Genomic DNA, 23,991 nt, shown 5'->3' with positions numbered 1-23,991 from the left:
CGGCCCCGCAGGGCCGCGGCCGGTCAGGGACGCCTGGTCTCAGCGTCCACGACCTCCTGGATCCGCTCGGCGTCCGACGGCTCGGCCCGCCTGGCCAGGGACGGGTCCAGCGGGCGCAGGTAGGTCTGCTGGACGCCCGGAGCCCGGTCCTCCACGACGAAGGTCGCCCTGGTGTACGCCTCGGCCCCGGCCTCGGTCACCTTGGGCACCACCCTGAAGTCGGCGGTGAGCGCGCCCGGCTCGATCCGCGTAAGCACATAGCCCCGCTGGTTGTTGTAGAACTTCAGGTGCGGGTTGATCTTCAGGTACGGGTGGGTCGCGGGATCGGAGTCCTTGCCGTCTCCGGTGGTGGAGATCGAGGTGGCGACCAGCTCGGAGCCGACCGTGCGGCCGGTGGGGTCGTCGTAGTCGAGCTTGAGGTCGCTGGCCCAGTGGGCGTGCACGTCACCGGTGAGCACCACCGGATTGCGCACCCCGGCGTCCACCCAGCCCTGGGTGATCCGCCGGCGGGAGGCGACGTAGCCGTCCCAGGCGTCCTGGCTGGTGACCTTGAGCGGGCCGGCGTTGTTGTCGCGCTGGGCGAAGAAGACCTGCTGGCCGATGACGTCCCAGCGCGCCCGCGACCGGCGGAAGCCGTCGATCAGCCAGCGCTCCTGCTGCTCGCCGGTGATGGAGCGCGCCGGGTCGCTCGCCTCGGGGCAGGCGCTGTAGCCGTCGCCGCAGCCCTGGTCGTCACGGTACTGGCGGGTGTCGAGCATGTGGAAGGTGGCCAGCGCGCCCCAGCGGATCCGCCGGTAGAGCTGCATGTCGACGCCGCGCGGGACGGAGGTGCGGCGCAGCGGCATGTTCTCGTAGTAGGCGCGGAAGGCCGCCTCGCGCCGGGCGAGGAAGTTCGGCTGCGGGACCTCCGGCTTCTCCGGGATCTCGTCGGCCCAGTTGTTGTCCAGCTCGTGGTCGTCCCAGACCACCAGCCAGGGGGCGGCGGCGTGCGCGGCCTGCAGGTCGGGATCGGTCTTGTACTGGGCGTGCCGCTGCCGGTAGTTCGCGAGCGTCTCGGTCTCGGGGCCCTCGTGGTCGCGGATGTTGCCGCCGGGGATGGTGTAGGTGTCGCGCGTGTACTCGTACTGGTAGTCGCCGAGGTGCAGGACCAGGTCGGGGTGGTCCTCGGCCAGGCGGCGGTAGGCGGTGAAGTAGCCGTGCTCGTACTGGGCGCAGGAGACGAAGGCCATGGCCAGCGGCGAGCCGAACGACAGCGGGTGCGGGGCGGTGCGGGCCCGGCCGATGGGCGACAGGTACGGGCCGACCCTGAAGCGGTACCAGTAGTCGCGGTCGGCGGACAGGCCGCCCACCTCCACGTGGACGCTGTGGCCCCAGTCGGGCCTGGCCAGGGCCGTGCCGCGCCGTACCACCCGGCGGCCGCCCTCGTCGGCGTAGATCTGCCACTGGACCGGGAACGGCAGGGCGGGCATGCCTCCCATGCCGTCCTCGGCGAGCGGCCGCTGCGCCAGCCGGGTCCAGATCACGAAGCCCTCGGCGTCCGGGTCGCCCGAGGCCACGCCGAGCGTGAAGGGATCGGTCCGCAGACCCCGGGAGGCGAGGGAGGCGGCGCTCTCCGCGCCGGCGCTCTCCGCGCCGGGATCGGCGTGCGCCGCGCCGGGGACGGCGGCCACGGCTCCGGCCGCGATCCCGGTGACGAGGAAGGAGCGGCGGGTGAATTCGGACAAGGCGGTCCTCCGGGGGGTGTCGGGCACGAACGCCCGTCAGCCTCCCGGAGGATCATGACGGCGGGGTGAACGGTTCAGGAAACCGAAAAGGCGGCATCCTTCACAGATGCCGCCTTTCCTGAAATTTCCTACCAGCCGCGCTCGGCGAGGCGGTGCGGGACCGGGATGTCGTCGACGTTGATGCCGACCATGGCCTCGCCCAGGCCGCGGGAGACCTTGGCGATGACGTCCGGGTCGTCGTAGAAGGTGGTGGCCTTGACGATCGCGGCGGCACGCTGCGCCGGGTTGCCGGACTTGAAGATGCCCGAGCCGACGAACACGCCCTCGGCGCCGAGCTGCATCATCATCGCGGCGTCGGCCGGGGTGGCGATGCCACCGGCGGTGAAGAGCACCACGGGCAGCTTGCCGGTCCTGGCGACCTCGGCGACCAGCTCGTAAGGCGCCTGCAGCTCCTTGGCCGCGACGTACAGCTCGTCCTCCGGCAGCGAGGTGAGGCGCTTGATCTCGGCGCGGATCGTGCGCATGTGGGTGACGGCGTTGGAGACGTCGCCGGTGCCGGCCTCGCCCTTGGAGCGGATCATCGCCGCGCCCTCGGTGATGCGGCGCAGCGCCTCGCCGAGGTTGGTGGCGCCGCAGACGAAGGGGACGGTGAAGCGCCACTTGTCGATGTGGTTGGCGTAGTCGGCGGGGGTCAGCACCTCGGACTCGTCGATGTAGTCGACGCCGAGCGACTGCAGGACCTGGGCCTCGACGAAGTGGCCGATGCGGGCCTTGGCCATGACGGGGATCGAGACGGCGGAGATGATGCCCTCGACCATGTCGGGGTCGCTCATCCGGGATACGCCGCCCTGGGCGCGGATGTCGGCGGGGACCCGCTCAAGGGCCATGACGGCGACCGCGCCGGCGTCCTCGGCGATCTTGGCCTGCTCGGGGGTGACGACGTCCATGATGACGCCACCCTTGAGCATCTCTGCCATGCCGCGCTTGACCCGGGCGGTTCCGGTGACGGCGGTCTCGGTGACTTCGGGCGTGCTGCTGGACACGGGGCTCTACCTCACGACGGCTGGTTGCGGATCACGGGCGTCCCTCGCCGGGACGGCCGCCACTTCTTCATGGTAGGCGTTGATCGGCGTATGCCCTCACACGCCGATCTGTCGCCTTCGGGGGATCTTCTTGGCCATCCTGTACGGCCGGCCGCCCCCGGAGGGAGCCCGCCTAGGGGATGACGGGCTTGGGCGCGGCCAGGACGACCCACACCTGGCCGGGGGCGAAGTTCATCGGCTCCCCGTTCTCGGTGGTGAAGACGGTGCCGTCCCGCTCCGACTCGCGCGACCACCTGGCCTTGAACGCCTGCCCGTCCCGGAGCACGACGGCCCTGCCCGTGCCGGTGGAGTGCACCAGAGGGGTATAACTCTGGTTGAGGTCGTGAAATTCCGAGCGCTCGGTCTTGGCGTACTGCACGACGATGGTCGGGGCGCCGAGCTGGCCGCCCTCGGCGGCCATGTCCTTCTTGCCGTCCTGCCAGACCAGCCACTTCTTGGCCGAGTCCGACCAGGTGAAGGTGAAGCGGGCCGCCGGGTACCGCACGCTGAACGACTTCCTCGGCGTCCCGTCCTCGGGGGCGTCGCCGAAGGTGAAGCCGATGTCCTTGGCCTTGCTCACCCCGGGCGCCTGGGCCAGGAGCTTCCTGGGCTCGGCGAACAGGTTGTAGGGCGCGTAGCGGCCGGGCTGGCGGAAGTAGGCGCCCGGGGCCCTGCTGTCGGAGACGTCGACGAGGGACGCCTGCTGGACCTTGGGGATCATCTTGGTCTGCACGCCCGAGTAGGCCAGGGCGGGCTTGCCGAACTGCGGCAGGATGTGCAGGTCGGAGATGCGGGCGCTGCGCACCGGGCCGATCTTGGGCGGGAGCTTCGAGGAGAAGATCGCCATGAGGCGGGTCAGGCCCGCCTCGACCTGCTCGACGTAGACGATGTCGGCGCTTCTCAGGCCGAGCTGCGGCTTGCCCGCCGAGGTGTTCTCGATCTTCGCCGCGAGCACCGGCCTGCGCACGGCGCCGGGCAGGCCGGTGAAGGGGTGGGTGGGCTCCGGGGACGGGGTCTCGGCGGGCGTCGTGCCCTCCGCCGCCGCCTGCGGCTGCTTGCCCGCCGCGGGCTCGTCGGAGGAACAGGCCGCGGCCTGGGCGAGGACGGCGGCCCCCGCCAGCGTGACGGCGATCTTCCGGGACACCCGCACGGCTCATCTCCTCCAAGTCGGGCCTGAAAACCAGCACGAGCTTACCGGTGTCCCAGTTGCCGGTTATCCCGCTTTCGTGAGTCTTATTCGGCATCGGGGCGTTCGGGAGCCGCCGGCGTATCCGGTGGGCGGCCCCCGGCGCACCGCCGGTGAGCGCGCGGAGGCGGCCCGGATCACCCGGCGGCGAGGGCCTTCGGGGGGTCGTCGTCGATCTCGAAGAAGCCGGGGTACTCGGTGTGCCCGGCCAGGCGGAGCGTGCGAGCCAGCCAGCGGCGCTGGGCGACCCGGGTCACGCCGACCGCGTTGTTGTAGAAGCGCCGGGAGTAGACCACCTTCGCCACCGCGGTGTCGAGCTCGGCCAGCAGCTCGCGACCGGCCGGGTCGGCGGACAGCCGGTCACGGAAGCGGTCCTGGTCGGCCACCGCGCGCAGCGTGCGCGACAGGTCGCTCTCGGCGTGCTCCCGCTCCTCGGCGCCGGCCGTACGGGCCTCGTGGGCCGCGGCGGCCAGCACCAGGCTCGTCGCCGGGTCCAGCACGCGCGAGGCCGCGAGCTCCAGGCAGACGGCGGTCCGCCGTACCAGCGCGGCGTCCAGGGACTCGCGGGCCAGCTCCAGGCGGATGTGCAGCCGGTCCAGCCGGCCGGCCCGCCAGGAGACGTAGACGGCGACCAGCACGACGACCGCGCCGACGACGGCGATCAGCGTGGTGCTCACGACTCCTCGTCCTCCTCCACCCCGGCGGGGGTCGCCACGGTCTCGTAGACGCGCAGCACGTCGCGGGCGACCGTGGACCAGTCGTACTTGCGGACGGCCCGGCGCGCCTCCTCCGACAGGTCGGCCCGGCGGCCGGGGTCGTCGAGCAGGGCGGCGGCCTCGCGGGCGAGGGAGGCGGCGTCGCCGGTGGCGAACAGCGCGCCGGCCTCGCCGTCGCCGAGCACCTTGCGGAAGGCCGGGATGTCGCTGGCGAGGATCGCCGCCCCGGCCGACATCGCCTCGGTGAGCACGATGCCGAAGCTCTCCCCGCCGAGGTTGGGGGCGCAGAAGACGTCCACCGAGTGGTAGGCGCGGACCTTGTCCTCCTCGCTGACCATGCCGAGCAGGCCGATCCGGTCGTGGAAGCGGGCCGGGACCCGGCCGAGCACCTCGTCGGCGTCGCCGGGCCCGGCGATGAGCAGGCGCAGCCGCGGCCGCTCGGCGGCCAGCAGGGAGAACGCCTCCAGCAGCACCGGCAGGCCCTTGCGGGACTCGTCCATCCGGCCGAGGAAGCCGATCACCTCGCCGTCGTCCCAGCCGGGCAGCGGCTCGGCGTGACTGTAGCGGCCGACGGTCACCCCGTTGGGGATGAGCACCGCGTCGCCGCCGATGAACTCGACCAGGGTCTTGCGCGCCGCGTCGGACACCGCGATCCGCGCGGTGATCTTCTCCAGCACACTCGTGATCACCGGCGAGGCCACCGAGAAGGCCCGCGAACGACCGTAGGAGGCGTGGAAGGTGGCCACGATCGGCCCCCTGGCCACCCAGCAGGCCAGCAGGCCCACCGAGGGGATGAACGGCTCGTGCACGTGCAGCACGTCGAAGCGGCCCTCGCGCAGCCAGCGGCGCACCCGCCCCGCCGACAGGAAGCCGAACGACAGCCGGGCGACCGAGCCGTTGAAGGGGACCGGGACCGCCCGGCCCACCGAGGTCACGTACGGCGGCAGCGCCGCGTCGTCGCCCGCCGGGGCGATCACCTGGACCTGGTGCCCGTCGTCCATGAGCGCCTCGGCGAGGTCGCGGATGTGCACCTGGACCCCGCCCGGCACGTCCCACATGTAGGGGCAGACGATGCCGATCCTCATCGCCCCACCGTCTCCCGCGTCCGCCGTGTCTCCCGGGTGCGGGCCGTGCCCGCCGTCTCCTCTGTCCGCCGCGCGCCCCGCGCGGAGCCCGCGGTCATCCGCGGGGCTCCAGGTCCTCGAGCCACAGCCGCTGCAGCATGTGCCAGTCCTCGGGGTGCTCGGCGATGCCCTTCTCGAAGGCGGTGGCGAGGTCCTGGGTGAGGGCCGCGACCTTCTCCTGGCGGGTGCCCTCGGCGGGCTTGGGGATCTCGTCGCAGAACCGCACCGTCCAGTCGCGGCCCCGGAAGGACAGGATCGTCGGGATCAGCGGGACCCCGGTGTGCAGGGCGAGCATGGCGGGCCCGGCGGGCATGCGGGTGGCCGCGCCGAAGAACTTCACCTCCACCCCCCGCGCGGTCAGGTCGCGCTCGGCGGGCAGCGCGACCGGCCGGCCGGCCCGCAGCCGCTGCGCCAGTACGGCGAAGACCTGGTTGTCCCCGCCGGTGAGCGGCAGCACCTCCATGCCCAGGCTCTCGCGGAAGGCGGTGTAGCGGTGGAACAGCGACTCGGGCCGCAGCCGCTCGGCGACGGTGGTGAACGGGTGGCCCTTCTGCACGAACCAGGCGCCGGCCTGGTCCCAGTTGCCCATGTGCGGCAGGGCGAACACCGCGGCCCGGCCTCTGCCGAGGATCTCGTAGACCCGTTCGGCGTTGTGGGCGTGGGTGCGCGCCAGGATCTCCTCGGGGCGCATCGAGGGCAGCCGGAACACCTCGTGGAAGTAGCGGAAGTAGGAGCGCATGCCCGCGCGGCTCAGCTCCCGGATCGCCGGGTCGTCCGGGGAGGTGCCCTTGACCCGTGCGAGGTTGGCCTCCAGCCGGAGCACCTGCTTGCCGCGGCGCTTCCACAGCCGGTCGGCGGCCGTCCTGAAGGCCCAGGCGGTCAGGGGCTCGGGCAGGCGGGGCACGACCGCCCAGCCGGCGCCGAAGCCGGCCGCCACGAGACGATCCTGCGGTGACGGCTTGTCGTTCATCGTTCTTTCCTCAGCGGAGGGGGCGTGGAGAGGTGGAGGCGGCCTGGCGGCGGACGTGGAGCAGGCGCTGGACGACGGTGAACGCGCTGGCGGCGGCGAGCAGCCACAGTCCCGCCGCCAGGATGTACGGCACGCCGAGGCCGCCGAGCCCGGCCGAGACCAGGACCATGACCAGGCGCTCGGGCCGTTCGGCGAGCCCGACGTCGCACGACAGGCCCAGACCCTCGGCCCGGGCCTTGACGTAGGAGACGACGGCCCCGGCGACGAGGCAGAACAGGGCGACCCCGGCCAGCGTCCGCTGGCCGCTCACCACGAACCACATCACCAGCCCGGAGAAGATCCCGGCGTCGCCCACGCGGTCGAGGGTGGAGTCGAGGAAGGCCCCCCAGACGCTCCCGGGGCCCGTCATCCGGGCCATGACCCCGTCGAGAAGATCTGCCAGGACGAAAAACGTGATCACGAGCGAGCCGGGGAACAACTCTCCCCGGGGATAGAAGAAGAGTGCTGCGGCGACCGTGCCGAGCGTTCCGGCGGCAGTGACCATGTCGGGGCTGATCCCACGGCGGATGAGGGCTCTGCCCAGGGGGGTCAGCACGCGGGTCACGGCGGGGCGCAGAAGTTTCAGCATCGCGGTCCGATCGTAGGCCACACCGTCATGGAGCGCGCATCCAACGCTCCGCAAGCGGATCGGTGCGGAGCTCTTGTGATATTCGCCACATGGGTATTTGGTGAACACACCGCGTCCTTGCGGTGGACGGACGCGGCGGCGGATGGGGTGTGGCCGCGCCTGGCCGCGCCCCTTCGGCAACGACGCGGGAGGCGACGTGGCAGATAAGGCTGGAGGCGGAGCAGCGGGAGCCGCGGGCAGGGCACCCGAGGCCGACCGCCCCGACATGGTGCGCAATGTGGCGCTGGTCGGCCATTCCGGATCGGGCAAGACGACCCTGGTGGAGGCGCTGCTCACGGCGACCGGCACCGTACAGCGGGCCGGCCGGGTCGAGGACGGCACCACGGTCAGCGACTTCGACGAGGTCGAGGTCCGCCAGCAGCGCTCGGTGAACCTCTCCGTGGCGCCGCTGGTGCACAACGGCATCAAGATCAACCTGCTGGACACCCCCGGCTACGCCGACTTCGTCGGCGACCTGCGCGCCGGGCTGCGTGCCGCCGACGCGGCGCTGTTCGTGGTCTCGGCGGCGGAGAGCATGGACGGCCTGACCCGAATGATCTGGGACGAGTGCGCCGCGGTCGGCATGCCCAGGGCCGTGGTCATCACGAAGAACGACCACCAGCGGGCCGACTTCGAGGAGGTCCTGGCCACCTGCCAGGAGGCGTTCGGCGAGGGCGTGGCGCCGCTGTACCTGCCGGTGGTCACCAACGGCCGCCTGAACGGCCTGATCGGCCTGATCACCCAGAGGTTCTGCAACTACGCCACCGGCTCCCGGACCGAGAACGCCCCCGGCCCCGACTACCAGGAGCGGATCGAGCAGCACCGCGGCCCGCTGATCGAGGGGATCATCCAGGAGAGCGAGGACGAGTCCCTGATGGACCGCTACCTCTCCGGCGAGGAGATCGACCCCAAGGTCCTCATCGAGGACCTGGAGAAGGCGGTCGCGCGCGGCGGCTTCTATCCGGTGCTGGCCACCGGCGGCGGCGTGGGCGCCAAGGAGGTGCTCGACCTCATCGTGCAGGGCTTCCCCTCCCCGCTGGAGCACCCGCTGCCGGAGGTCACCTCGGTGGACGGCAGGCCGGTCCCCGGCGTCTCCTGCGACCCCGAGGGTCCGCTGGTGGCCGAGGTCGTCAAGACCACCAGCGACCCCTACGTGGGCCGGATCAGCCTGGTGAGGGTGTTCTCCGGGACGCTGCGGCCCGACATGGCCGTGCACGTCTCCGGGCACGGCCTGGGCGACCGAGGCCACGAGGACCACGACGTGGACGAGCGGATCGGCGCGCTGTCGTCGCCGCTGGGCAAGCAGCAGCGCACGGTGGGCAGGTGCGTGGCCGGCGACATCGTCGCGGTGGCCAAGCTGTCGCGGGCCGAGACCGGCGACACCCTCTCCGACAAGGAGCGGCCGCTGCTGATGCGGGCCTGGACGATGCCCGACCCGCTGCTGCCGGTGGCGATCCAGCCGAGGTCGAAGGCCGACGACGACAAGCTCGGCCAGGCGCTGCAGCGGCTGGTCGCCGAGGACCCGACGCTCCGGCTGGAGAACAACGCCGAGACCCGTCAGCTCGTGCTGTGGTGCATGGGCGAGGCCCACGCCGACGTGCTGCTGGACCGGCTGAGCCGGCGGCACGGCGTCGAGGTGGAGAAGGTGGACCTGCGGGTGCCGCTGCGGGAGACCTTCGGCGGCAGGTGCCAGGCGATGGGCCGCAACGTCAAGCAGACCGGCGGCCACGGGCAGTTCGCCATCTGCCACCTGGAGGTCGAGCCGCTGCCCTCCGGTGGCGGGTTCGAGTTCGTCGACAAGATCGTCGGCGGTGTGGTGCCGCGCCAGTTCATCCCGTCGGTGGAGAAGGGCGTGCGCACGCAGATGCAGCGCGGCGTGGTGGCCGGCTACCCCATGGTGGACGTGCGGGTGACGCTCTACGACGGCAAGGCGCACCCGGTCGACTCCTCCGACATGGCGTTCCAGATCGCCGGGGCGCTGGCGCTGAAGGAGGCGGCGGCCAAGGTGCCGACCCTGCTGCTGGAGCCGGTCGACGAGGTGTCGGTGCTGGTCGCCGACGACTACGTCGGCGCGGTGATGTCCGACCTGTCGTCACGCCGGGGCCGGGTGCTGGGCACCGAGCCGGTCGGCGTCGGGCGCACGCTGGTCCGCGCCGAGATCCCCGAGCTGGAGATCACCCGCTACGCCATCGACCTGCGGTCGATGTCCCACGGCACCGGGACGTTCCAGCGGTCGTTCCTGCGTTACGAGCCGCTTCCGCCGCACCTCGTGGAGAAGGTCGCCGGCTGACCATGGACCGGAAACGGACCGGAAACGGACCGGAGGCCGCCGGCCGGCCTCCGGTCCGGGAACGCCGGCCGCCGATCAGAGGGGAGGCGCCGGCCGTACGTCCACGCCTCCCCCAAGAATCGGGCAAGCGTCACACCGGCATCACGAAACGATTTCTTTTATCGGGCCAAAGCAGATCGTTCGCGGTGCCAGACTGAGGAACCATGCGAACCGGACGTCCTTTGCTCGCCGCAGCCGCCCTCGCCGTCGCCGCCAACGGCGCCGCCTACGCGTTCGGCCCCGACGCGCCGGCCGCCAAGCCCCCCGCGCTGAAGCGGGCCGCCGACGGCGGGAAGGCCACGTCCCGAACCGGCTCCGAGACCGCCGGGAGCAGCGGCGCCGGAGGCTCCACGGCGGCCTGCACCCCCGACCCGGAGCACCCCAAGCGGGAGCTGCGCGGCGTGTGGATCGCCACGGTGGACAACCTCGACTGGCCGTCACGGGCCGGCCTGCCCGTGGCCCGGCAGCAGGCGGAGTACACCAGGATCCTCGACGAGGCCGTCAAGCGCCGGTTCAACGCGGTGTTCGTCCAGATCCGGCCCGCTTCCGACGCCCTCTACAGGTCCAGCCTGGAGCCCTGGTCGAAATACCTCACCGGCAAGGCCGGCAAGGACCCCGGCTGGGACCCGCTGGCCTTCCTGACCGCCGAGGCCCACCGGCGGGGGCTGGAGTTCCACGCCTGGCTCAACCCCTACCGCGCCTCCTTCGAGGGCGGGGCGAACCGGCTGCCGGCGAACCACCCGGCCCGGCTGCACCCCGACTGGACCATCCCCTACGAGGGCCGCCTGTACTACGACCCGGGGCTCCCCCAGGTGCGCGACCACGTCACCGCCGTCGTCAAGGACGTGGTGTCGCGCTACGACGTGGACGGGGTCCACTTCGACGACTACTTCTACCCCTACCCCGGCGCGGGCGGGCGCTTCGGCGACCAGGCGTCCCACCGGAAGTACGGCAAGGGCCAGAACCTGGCCGAGTGGCGCCGCGCCAACGTCAACAAGCTGATCGCGCAGGTCGACAAGACCGTCCACGAGACGAAGAGCTACGTGAAGTTCGGCGTCAGCCCGTTCGGGATCTGGCGCAACAAGGCCCAGGACCGCACCGGGTCGGCCACCTCCGGCATGTCCGCCTACGACTCGATCTACGCCGACGCCCGCCACTGGATCCGCAAGGGCACGGTCGACTACGTCATCCCGCAGCTGTACTGGCCGCGCGGCTTCCAGGCCGCCGACTACAACGTGCTGGCGCCGTGGTGGGCGAACGAGGTCAAGGGCACCGGGGTGCACCTGTACATCGGCATGGCGCTCTACCAGGTCGGCACCGGCGGCGCCTGGCGGAGCCCCGGCGAGCTGGCCTCGCAGCTGGCCGTCAACCGCAAGTACGACCAGATCCGCGGCGAGGTGTACTTCAGCGCCAAGCAGCTTCTCAGCAACCCGCTGGGCGCGCTGAACCGGATCTCGAAGAGCTACTACGACCGCCCGGCGCTGCTCCCCCTGATGAAGGACCTCGGCGGCCGGGCCCCCGCCCAGCCCACCGGCCTGGGAATCCAGGGAGGGTCGCTGAGCTGGAACTCCTCGGCCGGGGCCCGCACCTACGCCGTCTACCGGATCCCGTCCGGCAAGGTCGGCGAGTGCGCCACCGCCGACGCCCGCCACCTGGTCGCGGTCGTGCCGGCCGGCGGCGGTCCGCGTCAGGCGTTCACCGCGCCCGGCGGCGGCGCCTACCTCGTCACCGCCGTGGACCGCCTCGGCCACGAGAGCGACCCCGCCCGGGTCACCGCGCCCTGATCCCGGGGCCGCGACCCGCCGTCACGCCGGTGGGTGGACCGGCACCATGATCTTCCCCTACGGTTCCAGCGTTGCCCGCCGTATGGGAGGTCGTCGGTGAAGCGGACGCTCGTCGCGTTTGCGATGTTGGTGAGCGCGCTGTGGCCGGGAACGGCGCAGGCGGCCCAGCCCGCCGGGCGGGTGGCGCTGATCGGCGTCCCCGGCCTGCAGTGGAGCGACCTCGGGCCGGACGCCACCCCGAACCTGTGGCGGCTGGCCGGCCAGAGCGCGGTCGGCTCGCTGTCGGTCCGCACCGTCGGCAAGGTGACCTGCCCCTACGACGGGTGGCTGACCGTGTCGGCCGGGGTCCGGTCGTCGGTCGGCTACGGATGCGGACTGCCGCCCACGCCCGAGCCCTCCGGCGCCGGCGCGGTCGTCCCCGGCTACGACTACCTGTTCCGGGTCGCCCGCCAGCGGAACTCCGGCGCGCTCGGCGAGGCCGTCCACGCCGCCGGCGCGTGCACGCTCGCCGTCGGGCCGGGCGCGGCGCTGGCCCTGGCCGACCGGCGGGGCGCGGTCGACGTCTACGCCCCCTCCCCCGCGAACCTGCCGGACCTGCCCGCGGACGCCTTCACCCGGTGCCCGGTGGCCGCCGTGGACGTGGACGACCTGATCCGCCCCTACCTGGCCGGCGGCCGGCTGTCCGGCGCCGAGGACGCGCTCGGCCCGGACAGGCGGGCGCGGGCGCTGCGGGACGCCGACGCCGCGGTCGGCGCGGTGCTGGCCGCGCTGCCGCCGGACACCCGGGTGCTGCTGGCCGGCCTGTCCGACCACGGGAACACCCCGCACCTGCGGGTGGCCATGATGCGCGGCGCGGACGTCGCGGGCCGCTTCCTCGGGGCGGCCTCCACCCACCGCGAGGACGTCACGATCCTCCCCGACGTCACCGCGACGGTCCTCACCGCGGCGGGCGTCCCCGTCCCGGACACGGTGATCGGCGTGCCCTGGCGGGCCGGCGGCCGTACCGGCGGGGTCGGGGCGGCGCGGGACGAGCTGGCCGGCGCCGACCGGGCCGGCCAGACGATCAGGGATCTGAGCGGGGTGTTCTTCACCTCCGTCGCCGTGCTGCAGGTGGCCTTCTACCTGGTGGCGTTCCTGCTGATGCGCCGCAGGCGCGGAACGGGGGCGATCCGGGTGGCCGCCCTGGCGCTGGCCGCGCTGCCGGTGTCGACGTACCTGGTCAACCTGCTGCCCTGGCGGCACGCCGGGGCGCCGGCGCTCGCGCTGACCGGCGGGATCGCCGCGATCACGGCGGCGCTGGCCGCGATGGCGCTGGCCGGTCCGTGGCGGCGCGACCCGCTCGGGCCGCTGGCCGTCGTCGCCGGGGTCACCGCCGCGGTGCTCGCCGGCGACCTGCTCACCGGCACCCCGCTGCAGCTGAACAGCGTGATGGGCTACACCGCGGTGGTCGGCGCCCGCTACTACGGCCTGGGCAACATCCCGTTCGCGCTCTTCGCCACCTCGGTGCTGCTGCTGGCCACCGCGTTCGCCCATCGGCTCACCGCGCGCGACCGGCGGACGGCCGCGGTCGCCGCCGTGGCGGTCCCGGGCTGCGCGGCGATGATCCTGGGCGGCTGGCCGGGGGTGGGCAGCGACTTCGGCGGGGTGATCGCCTTCGTGCCGGGCATCGCGGTGGCCTCCCTGCTGCTGGCCGGCCGGAGGGTGTCGATCGTCAAGCTGGGCTCGTTCTGCGTGGCCGGCGGTGTCACCGTGATGGCCATCGCCTTCCTCGACCACCTGCGCCCGCCCGGGTCGCAGACGCACCTGGGGAGGTTCGTCGGCCAGGTGATCACCGGCGAGGCGCTGGAGGTGATCGCCCGCAAGCTCGGCGCGATGCTGAACACCCTGCTCAGCCCCAACCTGATGCCGATCGTGCTGGCCGCGGCGGCGTTCCTGGTCTACGGGCTGCTGCGGCCGGGGACGGCGAGCGCCGGGGTGCTGCCGGCGGCGTTCGACCACTCCCCCGCGTTGAAGGCCGGGCTGATCGGCACCCTCGTCAGCGGGGTGGTGGGCATGCTGGTCAACGACTCCGGCGCGGCCGTGCTGTCCATGGCGCTCGCCCTGGGGCTGCCGCTGGTGCTGTCGGCGGGCGTCCAGGCGCTGCGGGGCGGCGCGTCCCCCGCCTACGCGGAGGCGGGCCAGCAGCCCGCGAGGAGCTCGCGGGTGTCACGCAGGAGCTGAGGCAGCACCCTGGTGTGGCCGACCACCGGCATGAAGTTGGTGTCGCCGCCCCAGCGGGGCACCACGTGCTGGTGCAGGTGCGCGGCGATGCCCGCGCCGGCCACCGCGCCGAGGTTCATGCCGACGTTGAAGCCCTGCGCGCCGCTGGCCTTGCGCAGGGCGGTCAGCGCGCGCTTGGTGAAGTCGGCGAGCTCGGCGGTCTCCCCGGCGTCGAGGTCGGCGTAGTCGGACACGTGCCGGTAGGGGCAGACCATCATGTGCCCGGAGTTGTACGGGTAGAGGTTGAGCACCGCGAAGACCGACGTGCCGCGGGCGACGACCAGGCCGTCCTCGTCGCTCATCCGGGGGATGTCGCAGAACGGGCAGCCGTCGTCGGGCCCCGCGCCGGTCGGCTTGTTGGCGCCCTTGATGTAGGCCATCCGGTGCGGAGTCCACAGCCTCTCGAACGCGTCCGGCGTGCCTGCCCCGTGCTGCGCCTGCGGCTCTTCGCTCATGGCGTTCAGCATATTGCCCCGCGACCTTCGGGGGACCGGCGCCTCCCGGCCGCGGCGGGCCTCCGGCGCGGGGACGGCGGGCGCGCGTCTCCCGGCCGCGCCGGCCGTGCCGTACGCCTGCCGGGACGCGCGCCGGCCGCGGCGGAAGCCCGCCGCGGCCGGAAACGGGTCGGACGGGGCGTCAGACCTGGACGCGGCGCTCGATCGCGTCGACGATCTCGTCGATGGCCTGGTCGACCGGGACGCCGTTCTTCTGCTCGCCGTTGCGGAACCGGAAGGAGACCGCGCCGGCCGCGATGTCGTCGTCGCCGGCCAGCAGCATGAACGGCACCTTCGACTTCTGGGCGTTGCGGATCTTCTTCTGCATCCGGTCGTCGGAGGCGTCCACCTCGATGCGGATGCCCCGCTCGCGGGCCTTCTTGGCGACGTCCTGCAGGTAGGGCGCGTGGGCCTCGGCGATCGGGATGCCGACGACCTGCACCGGGGCGAGCCAGGCGGGGAAGGCGCCGGCGTAGTGCTCGACCAGCACGCCGAAGAACCGCTCGATCGAGCCGAACAGCGCCCGGTGGATCATGACGGGCCGCTTGCGGGTGCCGTCGGCCGCCTGGTACTCCAGCCCGAACCGCTCGGGCAGGTTGAAGTCGAGCTGGATGGTCGACATCTGCCAGGAGCGGCCGATCGCGTCACGCGCCTGCACGGAGATCTTGGGACCGTAGAAGGCGGCGCCGCCCGGGTCGAGGACCAGCTCCAGCTTCTCCGCCTCGGCGACCTCACGGAGCGTCGCGGTCGCCTCCTCCCACACCTCGTCGGAGCCGACGAACTTCTCCGGGTCCTTGGTGGACAGCTCCAGGTAGAAGTCCTCCAGGCCGTAGTCGCGCAGCAGGTCGAGCACGAAGCGCAGCAGCGAGGTCAGCTCGTCGCGCATCTGCTCGCGGGTGCAGTAGATGTGCGCGTCGTCCTGCGTCATGCCGCGCACCCGGGTCAGGCCGTGGATGACGCCGGACTTCTCGTAGCGGTAGACGGTGCCGAACTCGAACAGCCGCAGCGGCAGCTCGCGGTAGGACCGCCCGCGCGCCCCGAAGATCAGGTTGTGCATCGGGCAGTTCATCGGCTTGAGGTAGTACTCCGCGCCCTCCAGCTCCATGGGCGGGAACATGCCGTCGCGGTACCAGTCGAGGTGGCCGGAGACCTCGTACAGGTGGCCCTTGGTGATGTGCGGGGTGTTGACGAAGGAGTAACCCGCCTCCTCGTGCCGCTTGCGGGAGTAGTCCTCCATGACGCGGCGGATCACGCCGCCCTTGGGGTGGAAGACCGGCAGGCCCGAGCCCAGCTCGTCGGGGAAGGAGAACAGGTCGAGCTCGGCGCCCAGCTTGCGGTGGTCGCGCTTCTCGGCCTCCTCCAGCAGGTGGAGGTACTCGTCCTGCTTCTCGCGCGACTCCCAGGCGGTGCCGTAGATCCGCTGGAGCTGCGGGTTCTTCTCGCTGCCCCGCCAGTAGGCGCCGCCGGAGCGCATGAGCTTGAACGCCGGGATGGACCGGGTGGTCGGCACGTGCGGGCCGCGGCACAGATCCTTCCAGCACAGCTTCCCGCTCTTGGGGTCGTGGTTGTCGTAGATCGTCAACTCGCCGGCGCCCACCTCGACGTTCGCGCCGTCCTCGGCGGAGGCGCCGCCCTTCAGGCCGATCAGCTCCAGCTTGTACGGCTCGGCGGCCAGCTCCTCGCGGGCCTCGTCGTCGGAGACGGGACGGCGGGAGAAGGTCTGCCCCTGCTTGACGATCTCGCGCATGCGCTTCTCGATGCGCTTGAGGTCGTCGGGGGTGAACGGGTTCTCGACGTCGAAGTCGTAGTAGAAGCCGTTCTCGACGGGCGGGCCGATGCCGAGCCTCGCCTCGGGGAAGATCTCCTGGACGGCCTGGGCCATGACGTGGGCGGTGGAGTGGCGCACGATCGCCCGGCCGTCGGGGCTGTCGACCGCCACCGGCTCGATCACGTCGCCGTCGGCGACGCGGGCGGCGAGGTCCTTCAGCTCGCCGCCGGCGCGGGCGGCGACCACCGAGCGGCCGTCGGCCTCGAGCACGTCGCCGTACGTCGTGCCCTCCGCCACCACGCGCTCGGCTCCGGCGAGGGTGACACGAAGTTCTGGCACGGCGGACACGGTTGCTCCCTGGGAGACGACGACATCGGTCTGTCCCACCGATGCTACCGGTGCCGGGCGGGCGATATCCCGGGCGTCTCGGCCTCGGGGACATCGCGACCGCGCCGTGACCGTGCCGCCGCCGTGACCGGCCCCGGCGCCGCGGTGGCGTCCCGGTGGCGTCCCGGTTGCCTCCCGGTTGCCTCCCGATGGCGCACCGGCTCGCGCACCGGCGCGCCAAGATCGGCCCGGGCACGTCGCGGCGGTGGGTTTGACTACCCTTGGGAGGGTGAACGCAGCAGCCCAGACCTCCGGCGCGTACGGCGCCGGCATCGCGACCATCACCGCGGGCGGGACCGTCCTCGACACCTGGTTCCCCGCCCCCGAGCTGGGAGAGCCGCCCATCTCCGGCACCGAGCGGCTGTCGGCGGAGGAGGCCGCCGAGGCGCTCGGCCCGGACGTCGCCGCGCTGCTCGGCCCGGACGAGGCCCGCGGCGTGGAGGTGGTCGCGGTGCGGACCGGCATCGCCAAGCTGTCGGAGGCCCCGGCCGACACCCACGACGTCTACCTTCGCCTGCACCTGCTGTCGTCCCGCCTCGTCGCGCCGCACGGGCTGAACCTCGACGGCGTGTTCGGCCTGCTGGGCAACGTGGTGTGGACGAGCCAGGGCCCGTGCGCGGTGGAGGGCTTCGAGCGGACGCGGCTGCGGCTGCGCGCCCGCGGCCCGGTGACCGTGTACGGCGTCGACAAGTTCCCGCGGATGGTCGACTACGTCGTCCCGGCGGGGGTCCGGATCGCCGACGCCGACCGTGTCCGCCTCGGCGCGCACCTGGCGTCCGGCACGACCGTGATGCACGAGGGCTTCGTCAACTACAACGCCGGCACGCTCGGCGCCTCCATGGTCGAGGGCCGCATCTCGGCGGGCGTGGTCGTGGGCGACGGCTCCGACGTCGGCGGCGGCGCCTCGATCATGGGCACCCTCTCCGGCGGCGGCAAGGAGGTCATCTCCGTCGGGCGGCGCTGCCTGCTCGGCGCCAACGCCGGCATCGGCGTCTCCCTCGGCGACGACTGCGTCGTGGAGGCGGGCCTGTACGTCACCGCGGGGACCAAGGTCGCCCTCCCGGACGGCCGGGTGGTCAAGGCCGCCGAGCTGTCGGGTGAGCCGGGACTGCTGTTCCGCCGCAACTCCACCTCCGGCGCCGTCGAGGTCGTCCCCCGGCGGGGCACCGGCATCGAGCTCAACAGCGCGCTGCACGCCAACGACTGACGGCGGTGACGCCGGACAGGGCCACCGCGGCTGCGCGGTGGATCACCGGGCTGTTCGCGCCCCAGGTGCTGGTCATCGCGCTCCCGCCGGTCGTCGGGCTGCTCGCCGGCGGCCCGCCCGCCGCCGCCTGGGGGCTGGTCGCCTCGGCGCTGTGCGGGGGCGTCCCGGCGGGGGTGATCTACGCGGGGGTCCGGTCGGGGCGGCTGGACTCCCACCACCTGGTCGATCGGGCCCGCCGTACGGGGCCGCTGCTGGTGGCGGTCGCCGCGGTGCTGGCGGCGCTGGTGCTGCTGGCGGGCCTGGGGGCGCCCCGGCTGCTGGTGGCCACGGTGACCGCGATGCTGGCCGCGCTGGCGGTGACGGTCCCGGTCACGCTGCGGTGGAAGATCTCCTTCCACGCGGCCGTGTCGGCGGGCACCGTGGTGGTGCTGGCCCACGTGCTGCCCGCCGTACCGACGCTCGTGGCCGGCGCGGCGGTCACCGCGGTGGTCTGCTGGGCGCGGGTACGGCTGACCCACCACACCCCGGCCCAGGTCGCCGCCGGGGTCCTGGCGGGGGTGGGCTCGGCCTGGCCGACGCTGAGCGCCTTCGGAGTCTGACGGGCCCGGTCCCGGTCCCGATCCGGCGAAGCGGGACCGGGACCGGCCGTCCGCCGGCTCCGGGGCCGAGGGGCGCACCGGCCGCCCCTCAGCCCCGGAGGTAGGCGAGGACGGCGAGGACCCGGCGGTGGTCGTCCCCCGCCAGGGGGAGGTCGAGCTTGGCGAAGATGTTCGCGATGTGCTTGGCCACCGCCGCCTCCGTGACCACCAGGGACCGGGCGACGGCGGCGTTGGAGCGGCCCTCCGCGACCAGGGCCAGCACCTCGCGCTCGCGCGGGGTGAGCCGGCGCAGCGGGTCGCGGCGGTGCGCCAGCAACTGCCTGACCACCTCGGGGTCGACGACGGTGCCGCCCGCGGCGACCCGCTCCACGGCGTCGGCGAACTCCCGTACGTGCCCGATCCGGTCCTTGAGCAGGTAGCCGATCCCGGGACCCATGATCTCGGCGACGTACGCCTGCTGGACGTACTGGCTGAGGATCAGCACCGGCAGGCCGGGCCGTACGGCGCGCAGGGCGAAGGCGGCGCGCAGGCCCTCGTCGGTGAAGCCGGGCGGCATCCGCACGTCGGTCACCACGATGTCGGGTTCGTGCTCGGCGACGGCGGCGGTGAGCGCCGGGGCGTCCCCGACGGCCGCGGCCACGGTGTGACCGAACCGCTCCAGCAGCCCGGCCAGCCCCTCGCGGAGCAGGACCGAGTCCTCGGCCAGGACTACGCGCACGACGCCTCCTCCTCGGATCGGCGGGCCCGCGGGCGGGTGGCCGGCGGCACGGGGTCTCCGCTCGCGGCGGTTCGGCGGGTGCGCGGGCGGTCTTCCCGGCGGACGGTCAGGGGCACGGGATCTCCACTCGCAGCAGGGTAGGGCCTCCGGCCGGGCTGGACAGCGACATCACGCCACCGACCACGGCGAGCCGGTCGGCCAGCCCCGCCAGCCCGGTGCCGGCGGCCGGGTCGGCCCCGCCGTCGCCGTCGTCGTGCACCTCCAGCACGAGTATCCCGCCGGACCGCGGGTCCTCGCTGACGAGGCGGCCCCGGACCAGGCAGTGGCTCGCCCCGCTGTGCCGGGCGACGTTGGTCAGCGCCTCGCCGACCGTGAAGTACGCGGTGATCTCGACCGCCGGCGGTGGCCGCCGGGGCAGCACGACGTCCGTCTCGACCGGGACGGGCGAGCGCCCGGCGAGGTCGAGCACCGCGTCGGGCAGGCCGAGGTCGGTGAGGACGCGCGGGTGGATGCCGCGGATCAGCTCACGCAGCTCGGCCAGGGCCAGCAGGGCGTGCTCGTGCGCCTCGGCGACCCGGTCCGCGGCGGGCGATCCGGCCGGGAGGTCGAGCCGGGCCATGCCGAGCGCGAGCGTCAGCGCGACCAGCCGCTGCTGGGCGCCGTCGTGCAGGTCCCGCTCGATCCGGCGCCGCTCGGCCTCGAAGGCGTCGGCCAGACGGGCCCGGGATCGGGTGATCTCGGCCAGCTCGGCGCCGGGGTCGGACAGGAGCGTCCTGACCAGGGTGGCGCGGGCGCCGGCCCAGATGGTCACCGGGTAGGCGGCCAGCGGCAGCAGCGCGACCCCGCCCAGGGACACGAGCAGGCTGAGGGCGGGGCCGAGGGGGGAGCTCGGCTGGAGCGGCGCCGACAGCAGCAGGCCCGGTATCCAGACGCCGACGCCGACGAAGCCCAGGTCGATCCACCACAGCGCGGTGACCGCCAGCAGCGTGTGGCCGGCCTCGCGCCAGGTGGCCTGCTCCCCCAGCCGGGTACGGAGCCAGGCACGCGGGCCCGGGGCGGGGGGCGCGGCGTGCGGGTCGGCGATGGGCGCGGTCTCCACCAGCCGCAGCAGCCACCGCTCGTAGCGGCCGGCCAGCAGCGCGCCCGGCACGGCGGCGACCGCCACCACCGCCACCGCCGCCACGGGCCCGGCGGCGACCGCGAGCCAGACCACCAGGGCGGGGACCGCACCGAACACCGTGCCCGACAGCAGGTACGCCAGGGACCGCCACGGCCAGGACGTCCGCAGGAAGCCCAGGGGGTGGCCGGTGAGGGCCCGCAGCGCGGTCCGGGGCGCCCGCGGCCCGTCCCCCGGCAGAAGGAGGGGGACCTCAAGGGGGTCCGGGACGCGGCCGGGAACGCGGGGAACGCCGGACGCGCCGGGAACACCGGACATGCCGGAGACACCGGACGCGCCGGGAGCACCGGGCGCGTCAGAGACACCGGGCGCGCCGGGAACGCCGGGGGGACGGCCGGAGGGGTGATGCACGGGGTCGACGCTACAGATTCCGGCGCGCGGTGACGGTAGTGCCAGGTGGAGTATCGCCTGTCCTGTCTCCACCAGTGCGCCGGCGGCTCCGCCGTCCTTGGGTTGGACCATGACGATCGAGATGACGACGGACGCGGCGAAGACGCCGGAACCCGCGGCCGAAGTGGTCCTGCTGCGGTCGGTGAGCAAGGTGTACGGCGCCGCCCCCCACGCGGTGACCGCGCTGGACGACATGACGATCGGCTTCCGGGCCGGGACGTTCACGGCGGTGATGGGCCCCTCGGGCTCTGGGAAGTCCACCCTGCTGCACTGCGCCGCCGGGCTGGACCGGCCCACCCGGGGGCAGGTGATCGTCGACGGGACCGACCTCGGCCCGCTGGACGAGACCGGGCTGACGTTACTGCGCCGTGGGCGGGTGGGCTTCGTGTTCCAGTCGTTCAACCTGGTCCCGGCGCTCACCGCCGAGCAGAACGTGGCGCTGCCGCTGCGACTGGCCGGGGTGCGGCCTCCGGGTGCGGAGATCCGCGCGGCGTTGGCCGAGGTGGGCCTGAGCGGGCGCGCCGGTCACCGGCCGGACGAGCTGTCCGGCGGTGAGCGGCAGCGCGTCGCCGTCGCCAGGGCGCTGGTCACCCGGCCCGCGGTGCTCTTCGCCGACGAGCCCACCGGGGCGCTCGACACCCGGACCTCGCGGGAGGTGCTGGCGCTGCTCCGCGACGTGGTGGACCGGCAGGGGCAGACCGTGGTCATGGTGACCCACGACCCCGTCGCCGCCGCGCACGCCGACCGGGTGGTCCTGATGGCCGACGGCCGGATCGCCGACGAGATGACCGCTCCGGGCGACCGGGGAGACGTGGGCGGGGCCGGCCCGGCCGGGTTGCGCCTGCGGGCCGAGGCGATCGCCGTCCGCATGGCCGCCCTGGAGGGATCATGCTGAGTCTGGACATGGTCCGGGGCGGCCGGGCCGGTTTCGCCGGCGCGTTCGTCGCCCTCTTCCTGGGCGTGGCGCTGGTGTCGATGACGGCGCTGGTGTTCACCTCGGCGGGGCCGCGCGTCCCCGCCCGGTACGCCGGAACGGCCGTGCTCGTGCGCGCTCCCGCGGCCGTCCAGGCCGACGGCTCCTTCCTGGCGGACCGGCCCTGGCCGCCGGAGACGGTCCGCCTGCTGACGGACCGGCTGAAGGCCGTCCCCGGGGTGGTCGCGGCCGTCCCGGACCGCTCCTTCTACGCCCAGCCCGTCATCGGCGGCCGCCCCGACCCCGGCCGGGTGGAGGGGCGGCCCTGGTCGAGCGCCGCCCTCGCGCCCCACCGGCTGGTGTCCGGGTCGCCGCCCTCCGGGGACCGCGAGGTCGTGGTGGAGCACGCCCTCGGCCTGGCGCCGGGGTCGGCGGTCACGCTGCTGACCGCCGCCGGGCCCGTGCCGTACGCCGTCTCCGGCACCGCGGACGGGCCGGGCCTCTACCTCGGCGACGCCGCGGCGGCCCGGCTGTCCGGCGGGGTGCGGGTGATCGGGCTGCGCACGGCGCCGGGCGCGGACCTCGCCGCGGTCGAGGCGGCGGCCCGGACGGCCGCCGGGAGCCTCGGCGAGGTGCTCTCGGGCGACGCGCGGGCGGCGCTGGAGACGAAGGCCGACGCGCGGACCCGGTGGATCGGCACGCAGGTGCTGACGGCCATGGCGAGCCTGTCCGGGTTCGCGGTGGTCTTCGTGGTGGCGTCGACGTTCGCGTTCGGCGTCATGCGGCGGCGGCGCGACCTCGGCCTGCTGCGCGCCGTCGGGGCCACGCCCCGGCAGGTCCGCAGGATGGTGCGCGGCGAGGCCCTGGCGGTCGGCGTCGCGGCCGCCCTGGCGGGCGTGGCGGCAGGGATCGCCCTGGCGCCGGTGTTCGGCGACCTGCTGGTGGCGGCCGGGTTCGAACCGCCGGGCTTCTCGGTGCGGATCACGGCGTGGCCGCCGGCCGCGGCGTTCGGCGGCGGGCTGGTCGTGGCCCTGCTGGGGACCTGGTCGGCGGCGCGGCGCGCGGCCCGGACGTCGCCGCTGGAGGCGCTGCGCGAGGCCGGGGCCGACCGGCGGCCGATGACCCGCGCGCGCCTGCTCCTGGGCTCGGCGTTCACCGCCGCCGGGATCGCCGTCGCGGTCGCGGTGGCCGGCACCCGGCCGGAGGAGATCGTGACCCTCGCCCTCCTCGCCGCGATGGCGCTGACCGTGGGGATCGCCCTGCTCGCGCCCGCCGTGCTGCCGCCGGTCGTGCGGGCGCTGCTGTGGCCGCCGTCCCGGGCCCGGGGGGCCACCTGGACGCTGGTGCGGGAGGGCTCGCTGGCCGCGATCCGCCGCACCGCGTCGACGACCGCGCCGGTCCTGCTCACCGTGGGCTTCGCCGTACTGGTCACCGGCATGGTGCAGACGACGGCGGGCGCGTTCGCGCTGGGCCGCACCGCGGTCGTGCGGGCGGAGGCGGTGGTGGTGCCCGCCGACGGCGTCCCGGGCCTGTCGGACGCCGTGGTCGCCGCGGCCGGAGGCACGGCGGGCCGCGTCACCGGAGACACGGCGGACGGTGGCGCGGGGAGTACGGCGGGCGGCGTTCCGCTGCCCACCACGGTCCACCCCGACGGCATGCCGCCCCAGGCGGCCCTGGGGGCCGCCGCGTGGGAGACGGGCGGCTCCGGCGGTGCCCCGCGTGCCGGAACGGACTCCCCGGGCGAGGCGGGCCGGGCGCGGAAGGCGGGGGATCTCCCGCAGGGCCGCGAGGGCTCCGGCGGCCCCGGGACCGTGGTCGTCGCCCGGTGGGTCGCGGCGGAGCGCGGCTGGCGGGCGGGCGACACGATCCGGCTGACCTTCGAGGACGGCCGCGCCGAGCCGCTGCGGGTGGCGGCCGTGGCCGGTGACGCGCCGGCGGCGTTCCTGCTGCCGCGCGACGTGGTGCGGGCGCACGATCCCTCGGCGCTGACCCCCGAGATCCTGCTCCCCGGGCCGGCCCCCGGCGCGGACCGCCTCGGGCCGCTCGGGGCCAGGGCGCTCGGCCCGGCCGCCTACGCGGCGAGCTCCCGGGACGAGGACGACCGCCTGGTGTGGCTCTTCACCCTGGTCCTGGTCGGCACGGCGGTCGGGTACACCGGCGTCGCGGTCGCCAACACACTGTTCATGGCCGCGTCCGGCCGCGTCCGCGAGTTCCGGGTGCTGCGCGCTTCGGGGGCGACGCCCCGGCAGGTGCTGGGCGTGGTGGCCGCCGAGTCGGCGCTCGTGACGGTGATGGGGAGCCTGCTGGGCGCGGCGGTCGCGCTGCCCGCGCTGCTCGGGATCCGTTCCGGGCTGAGCCGGCGGGTCGGCGCGTCCGTCCCGCTGATCGTTCCCTGGCCGGCCGTGCTGGGCGTGGTGGGCGCCTGCCTGGTGCTGGCCGTGGCCGCCGGGGTGCTCTCCGTCCTGGGAGCCGCCCGGCGGGCCCGCTGATCCGCCCG

General features: G+C 74.1%; 18 protein-coding genes. 7 read left to right on the top strand and 11 right to left on the bottom strand.

From position 1 onward, the window contains the following. Positions 1 to 23 precede the first annotated feature (23 nt). The 7 genes from HDA43_RS30635 to pgsA form a co-directional block, all read right to left on the bottom strand. Positions 24 to 1,724: an alkaline phosphatase D family protein gene (locus tag HDA43_RS30635; RefSeq protein WP_179827790.1), complete on the bottom strand. Its 1,701-nt coding sequence runs from the start codon at positions 1,722 to 1,724 to the stop codon at positions 24 to 26. A 128-nt stretch (positions 1,725 to 1,852) separates the two neighbouring features. Next, entirely contained in the window at positions 1,853 to 2,767 is a 915-nt protein-coding gene (pdxS, locus tag HDA43_RS30630) for a pyridoxal 5'-phosphate synthase lyase subunit PdxS (protein WP_179827788.1), read from the bottom strand. Between the two features lie 172 nt (positions 2,768 to 2,939). Beyond that, complete coding sequence (locus HDA43_RS30625) at positions 2,940 to 3,956, bottom strand: DUF3048 domain-containing protein (protein ID WP_179827787.1); 1,017 nt, start codon at positions 3,954 to 3,956, stop codon at positions 2,940 to 2,942. 173 nt (positions 3,957 to 4,129) lie between these two features. Beyond that, positions 4,130 to 4,669 carry a LemA family protein gene (locus HDA43_RS30620; RefSeq protein WP_179827785.1) on the bottom strand — a complete coding sequence of 180 codons (540 nt, stop codon included), beginning with the start codon at positions 4,667 to 4,669 and terminating at the stop codon, positions 4,130 to 4,132. Further along, positions 4,666 to 5,793 carry a glycosyltransferase family 4 protein gene (locus HDA43_RS30615; RefSeq protein WP_179827784.1) on the bottom strand — a complete coding sequence of 376 codons (1,128 nt, stop codon included), beginning with the start codon at positions 5,791 to 5,793 and terminating at the stop codon, positions 4,666 to 4,668. The genes HDA43_RS30620 and HDA43_RS30615 overlap by 4 nt, the downstream gene beginning before the upstream one ends. 94 nt (positions 5,794 to 5,887) lie before the next feature. After that, a complete protein-coding gene (locus tag HDA43_RS30610; protein ID WP_179827783.1) occupies positions 5,888 to 6,802 on the bottom strand; it encodes a phosphatidylinositol mannoside acyltransferase in 915 nt (304 codons plus the stop codon). A 10-nt stretch (positions 6,803 to 6,812) separates the two neighbouring features. Beyond that, the gene (gene pgsA / locus HDA43_RS30605; protein WP_179827782.1) at positions 6,813 to 7,430 is read right to left on the bottom strand and encodes a phosphatidylinositol phosphate synthase; all 618 of its coding nucleotides are present in this window, start codon (positions 7,428 to 7,430) and stop codon (positions 6,813 to 6,815) included. Positions 7,431 to 7,626: 196 nt separating this feature from the next. On the opposite strand from pgsA, the gene HDA43_RS30600 reads away from it, so the two are divergent. From HDA43_RS30600 to HDA43_RS30590, 3 genes are all read left to right on the top strand, one after another. Then, positions 7,627 to 9,759 carry an elongation factor G-like protein EF-G2 gene (locus HDA43_RS30600; RefSeq protein WP_179827781.1) on the top strand — a complete coding sequence of 711 codons (2,133 nt, stop codon included), beginning with the start codon at positions 7,627 to 7,629 and terminating at the stop codon, positions 9,757 to 9,759. 203 nt (positions 9,760 to 9,962) lie between these two features. Then, positions 9,963 to 11,582: a glycoside hydrolase family 10-like protein gene (locus HDA43_RS30595; RefSeq protein ID WP_179827780.1), complete on the top strand. Its 1,620-nt coding sequence runs from the start codon at positions 9,963 to 9,965 to the stop codon at positions 11,580 to 11,582. A 96-nt stretch (positions 11,583 to 11,678) separates the two neighbouring features. Further along, the gene (locus HDA43_RS30590; protein WP_179827779.1) at positions 11,679 to 13,802 is read left to right on the top strand and encodes a hypothetical protein; all 2,124 of its coding nucleotides are present in this window, start codon (positions 11,679 to 11,681) and stop codon (positions 13,800 to 13,802) included. Here the strand turns inward: HDA43_RS30590 and HDA43_RS30585 are convergent. Continuing rightward, positions 13,745 to 14,296: an HIT family protein gene (locus HDA43_RS30585; protein ID WP_229811480.1), complete on the bottom strand. Its 552-nt coding sequence runs from the start codon at positions 14,294 to 14,296 to the stop codon at positions 13,745 to 13,747. The genes HDA43_RS30590 and HDA43_RS30585 overlap by 58 nt on opposite strands. A gap of 181 nt (positions 14,297 to 14,477) precedes the next feature. Beyond that, a complete protein-coding gene (thrS, locus tag HDA43_RS30580) occupies positions 14,478 to 16,451 on the bottom strand; it encodes a threonine--tRNA ligase (RefSeq protein ID WP_179827776.1) in 1,974 nt (657 codons plus the stop codon). Positions 16,452 to 16,719: 268 nt separating this feature from the next. Between thrS and dapD the strand changes: the two genes are divergently transcribed. Both dapD and HDA43_RS30570 read left to right on the top strand, forming a co-directional pair. Continuing rightward, positions 16,720 to 17,697, top strand: coding sequence for a 2,3,4,5-tetrahydropyridine-2,6-dicarboxylate N-succinyltransferase (gene dapD, locus HDA43_RS30575; protein ID WP_179827774.1), 978 nt, complete (start codon positions 16,720 to 16,722; stop codon positions 17,695 to 17,697). 5 nt (positions 17,698 to 17,702) lie between these two features. Then, positions 17,703 to 18,296 (top strand): hypothetical protein, encoded by a 594-nt coding sequence (locus HDA43_RS30570; RefSeq protein WP_312873620.1) that lies wholly within the window; start codon positions 17,703 to 17,705, stop codon positions 18,294 to 18,296. Positions 18,297 to 18,384: 88 nt separating this feature from the next. Here HDA43_RS30570 and HDA43_RS30565 read toward each other — a convergent pair whose 3' ends face one another. Both HDA43_RS30565 and HDA43_RS30560 read right to left on the bottom strand, forming a co-directional pair. Continuing rightward, positions 18,385 to 19,014: a response regulator gene (locus HDA43_RS30565; RefSeq protein ID WP_179827772.1), complete on the bottom strand. Its 630-nt coding sequence runs from the start codon at positions 19,012 to 19,014 to the stop codon at positions 18,385 to 18,387. Positions 19,015 to 19,120: 106 nt separating this feature from the next. Then, positions 19,121 to 20,449 (bottom strand): sensor histidine kinase, encoded by a 1,329-nt coding sequence (locus HDA43_RS30560; protein ID WP_179827770.1) that lies wholly within the window; start codon positions 20,447 to 20,449, stop codon positions 19,121 to 19,123. 202 nt (positions 20,450 to 20,651) lie between these two features. On the opposite strand from HDA43_RS30560, the gene HDA43_RS30555 reads away from it, so the two are divergent. Further along, positions 20,652 to 21,476 carry an ABC transporter ATP-binding protein gene (locus HDA43_RS30555; RefSeq protein ID WP_246424761.1) on the top strand — a complete coding sequence of 275 codons (825 nt, stop codon included), beginning with the start codon at positions 20,652 to 20,654 and terminating at the stop codon, positions 21,474 to 21,476. Continuing rightward, positions 21,470 to 23,983: an ABC transporter permease gene (locus HDA43_RS30550; protein ID WP_179827768.1), complete on the top strand. Its 2,514-nt coding sequence runs from the start codon at positions 21,470 to 21,472 to the stop codon at positions 23,981 to 23,983. Before HDA43_RS30555 ends, HDA43_RS30550 begins: the two co-directional genes overlap by 7 nt. Positions 23,984 to 23,991 lie beyond the last annotated feature (8 nt).

Origin of the sequence: Streptosporangium sandarakinum (assembly GCF_013409935.1) — a bacterium.
In the GTDB taxonomy this organism is placed as follows: domain Bacteria; phylum Actinomycetota; class Actinomycetes; order Streptosporangiales; family Streptosporangiaceae; genus Streptosporangium; species Streptosporangium nondiastaticum.
Note: the sequence above shows the minus strand (reverse complement) of the source record. Positions and strands in the feature narration are given on the sequence as shown.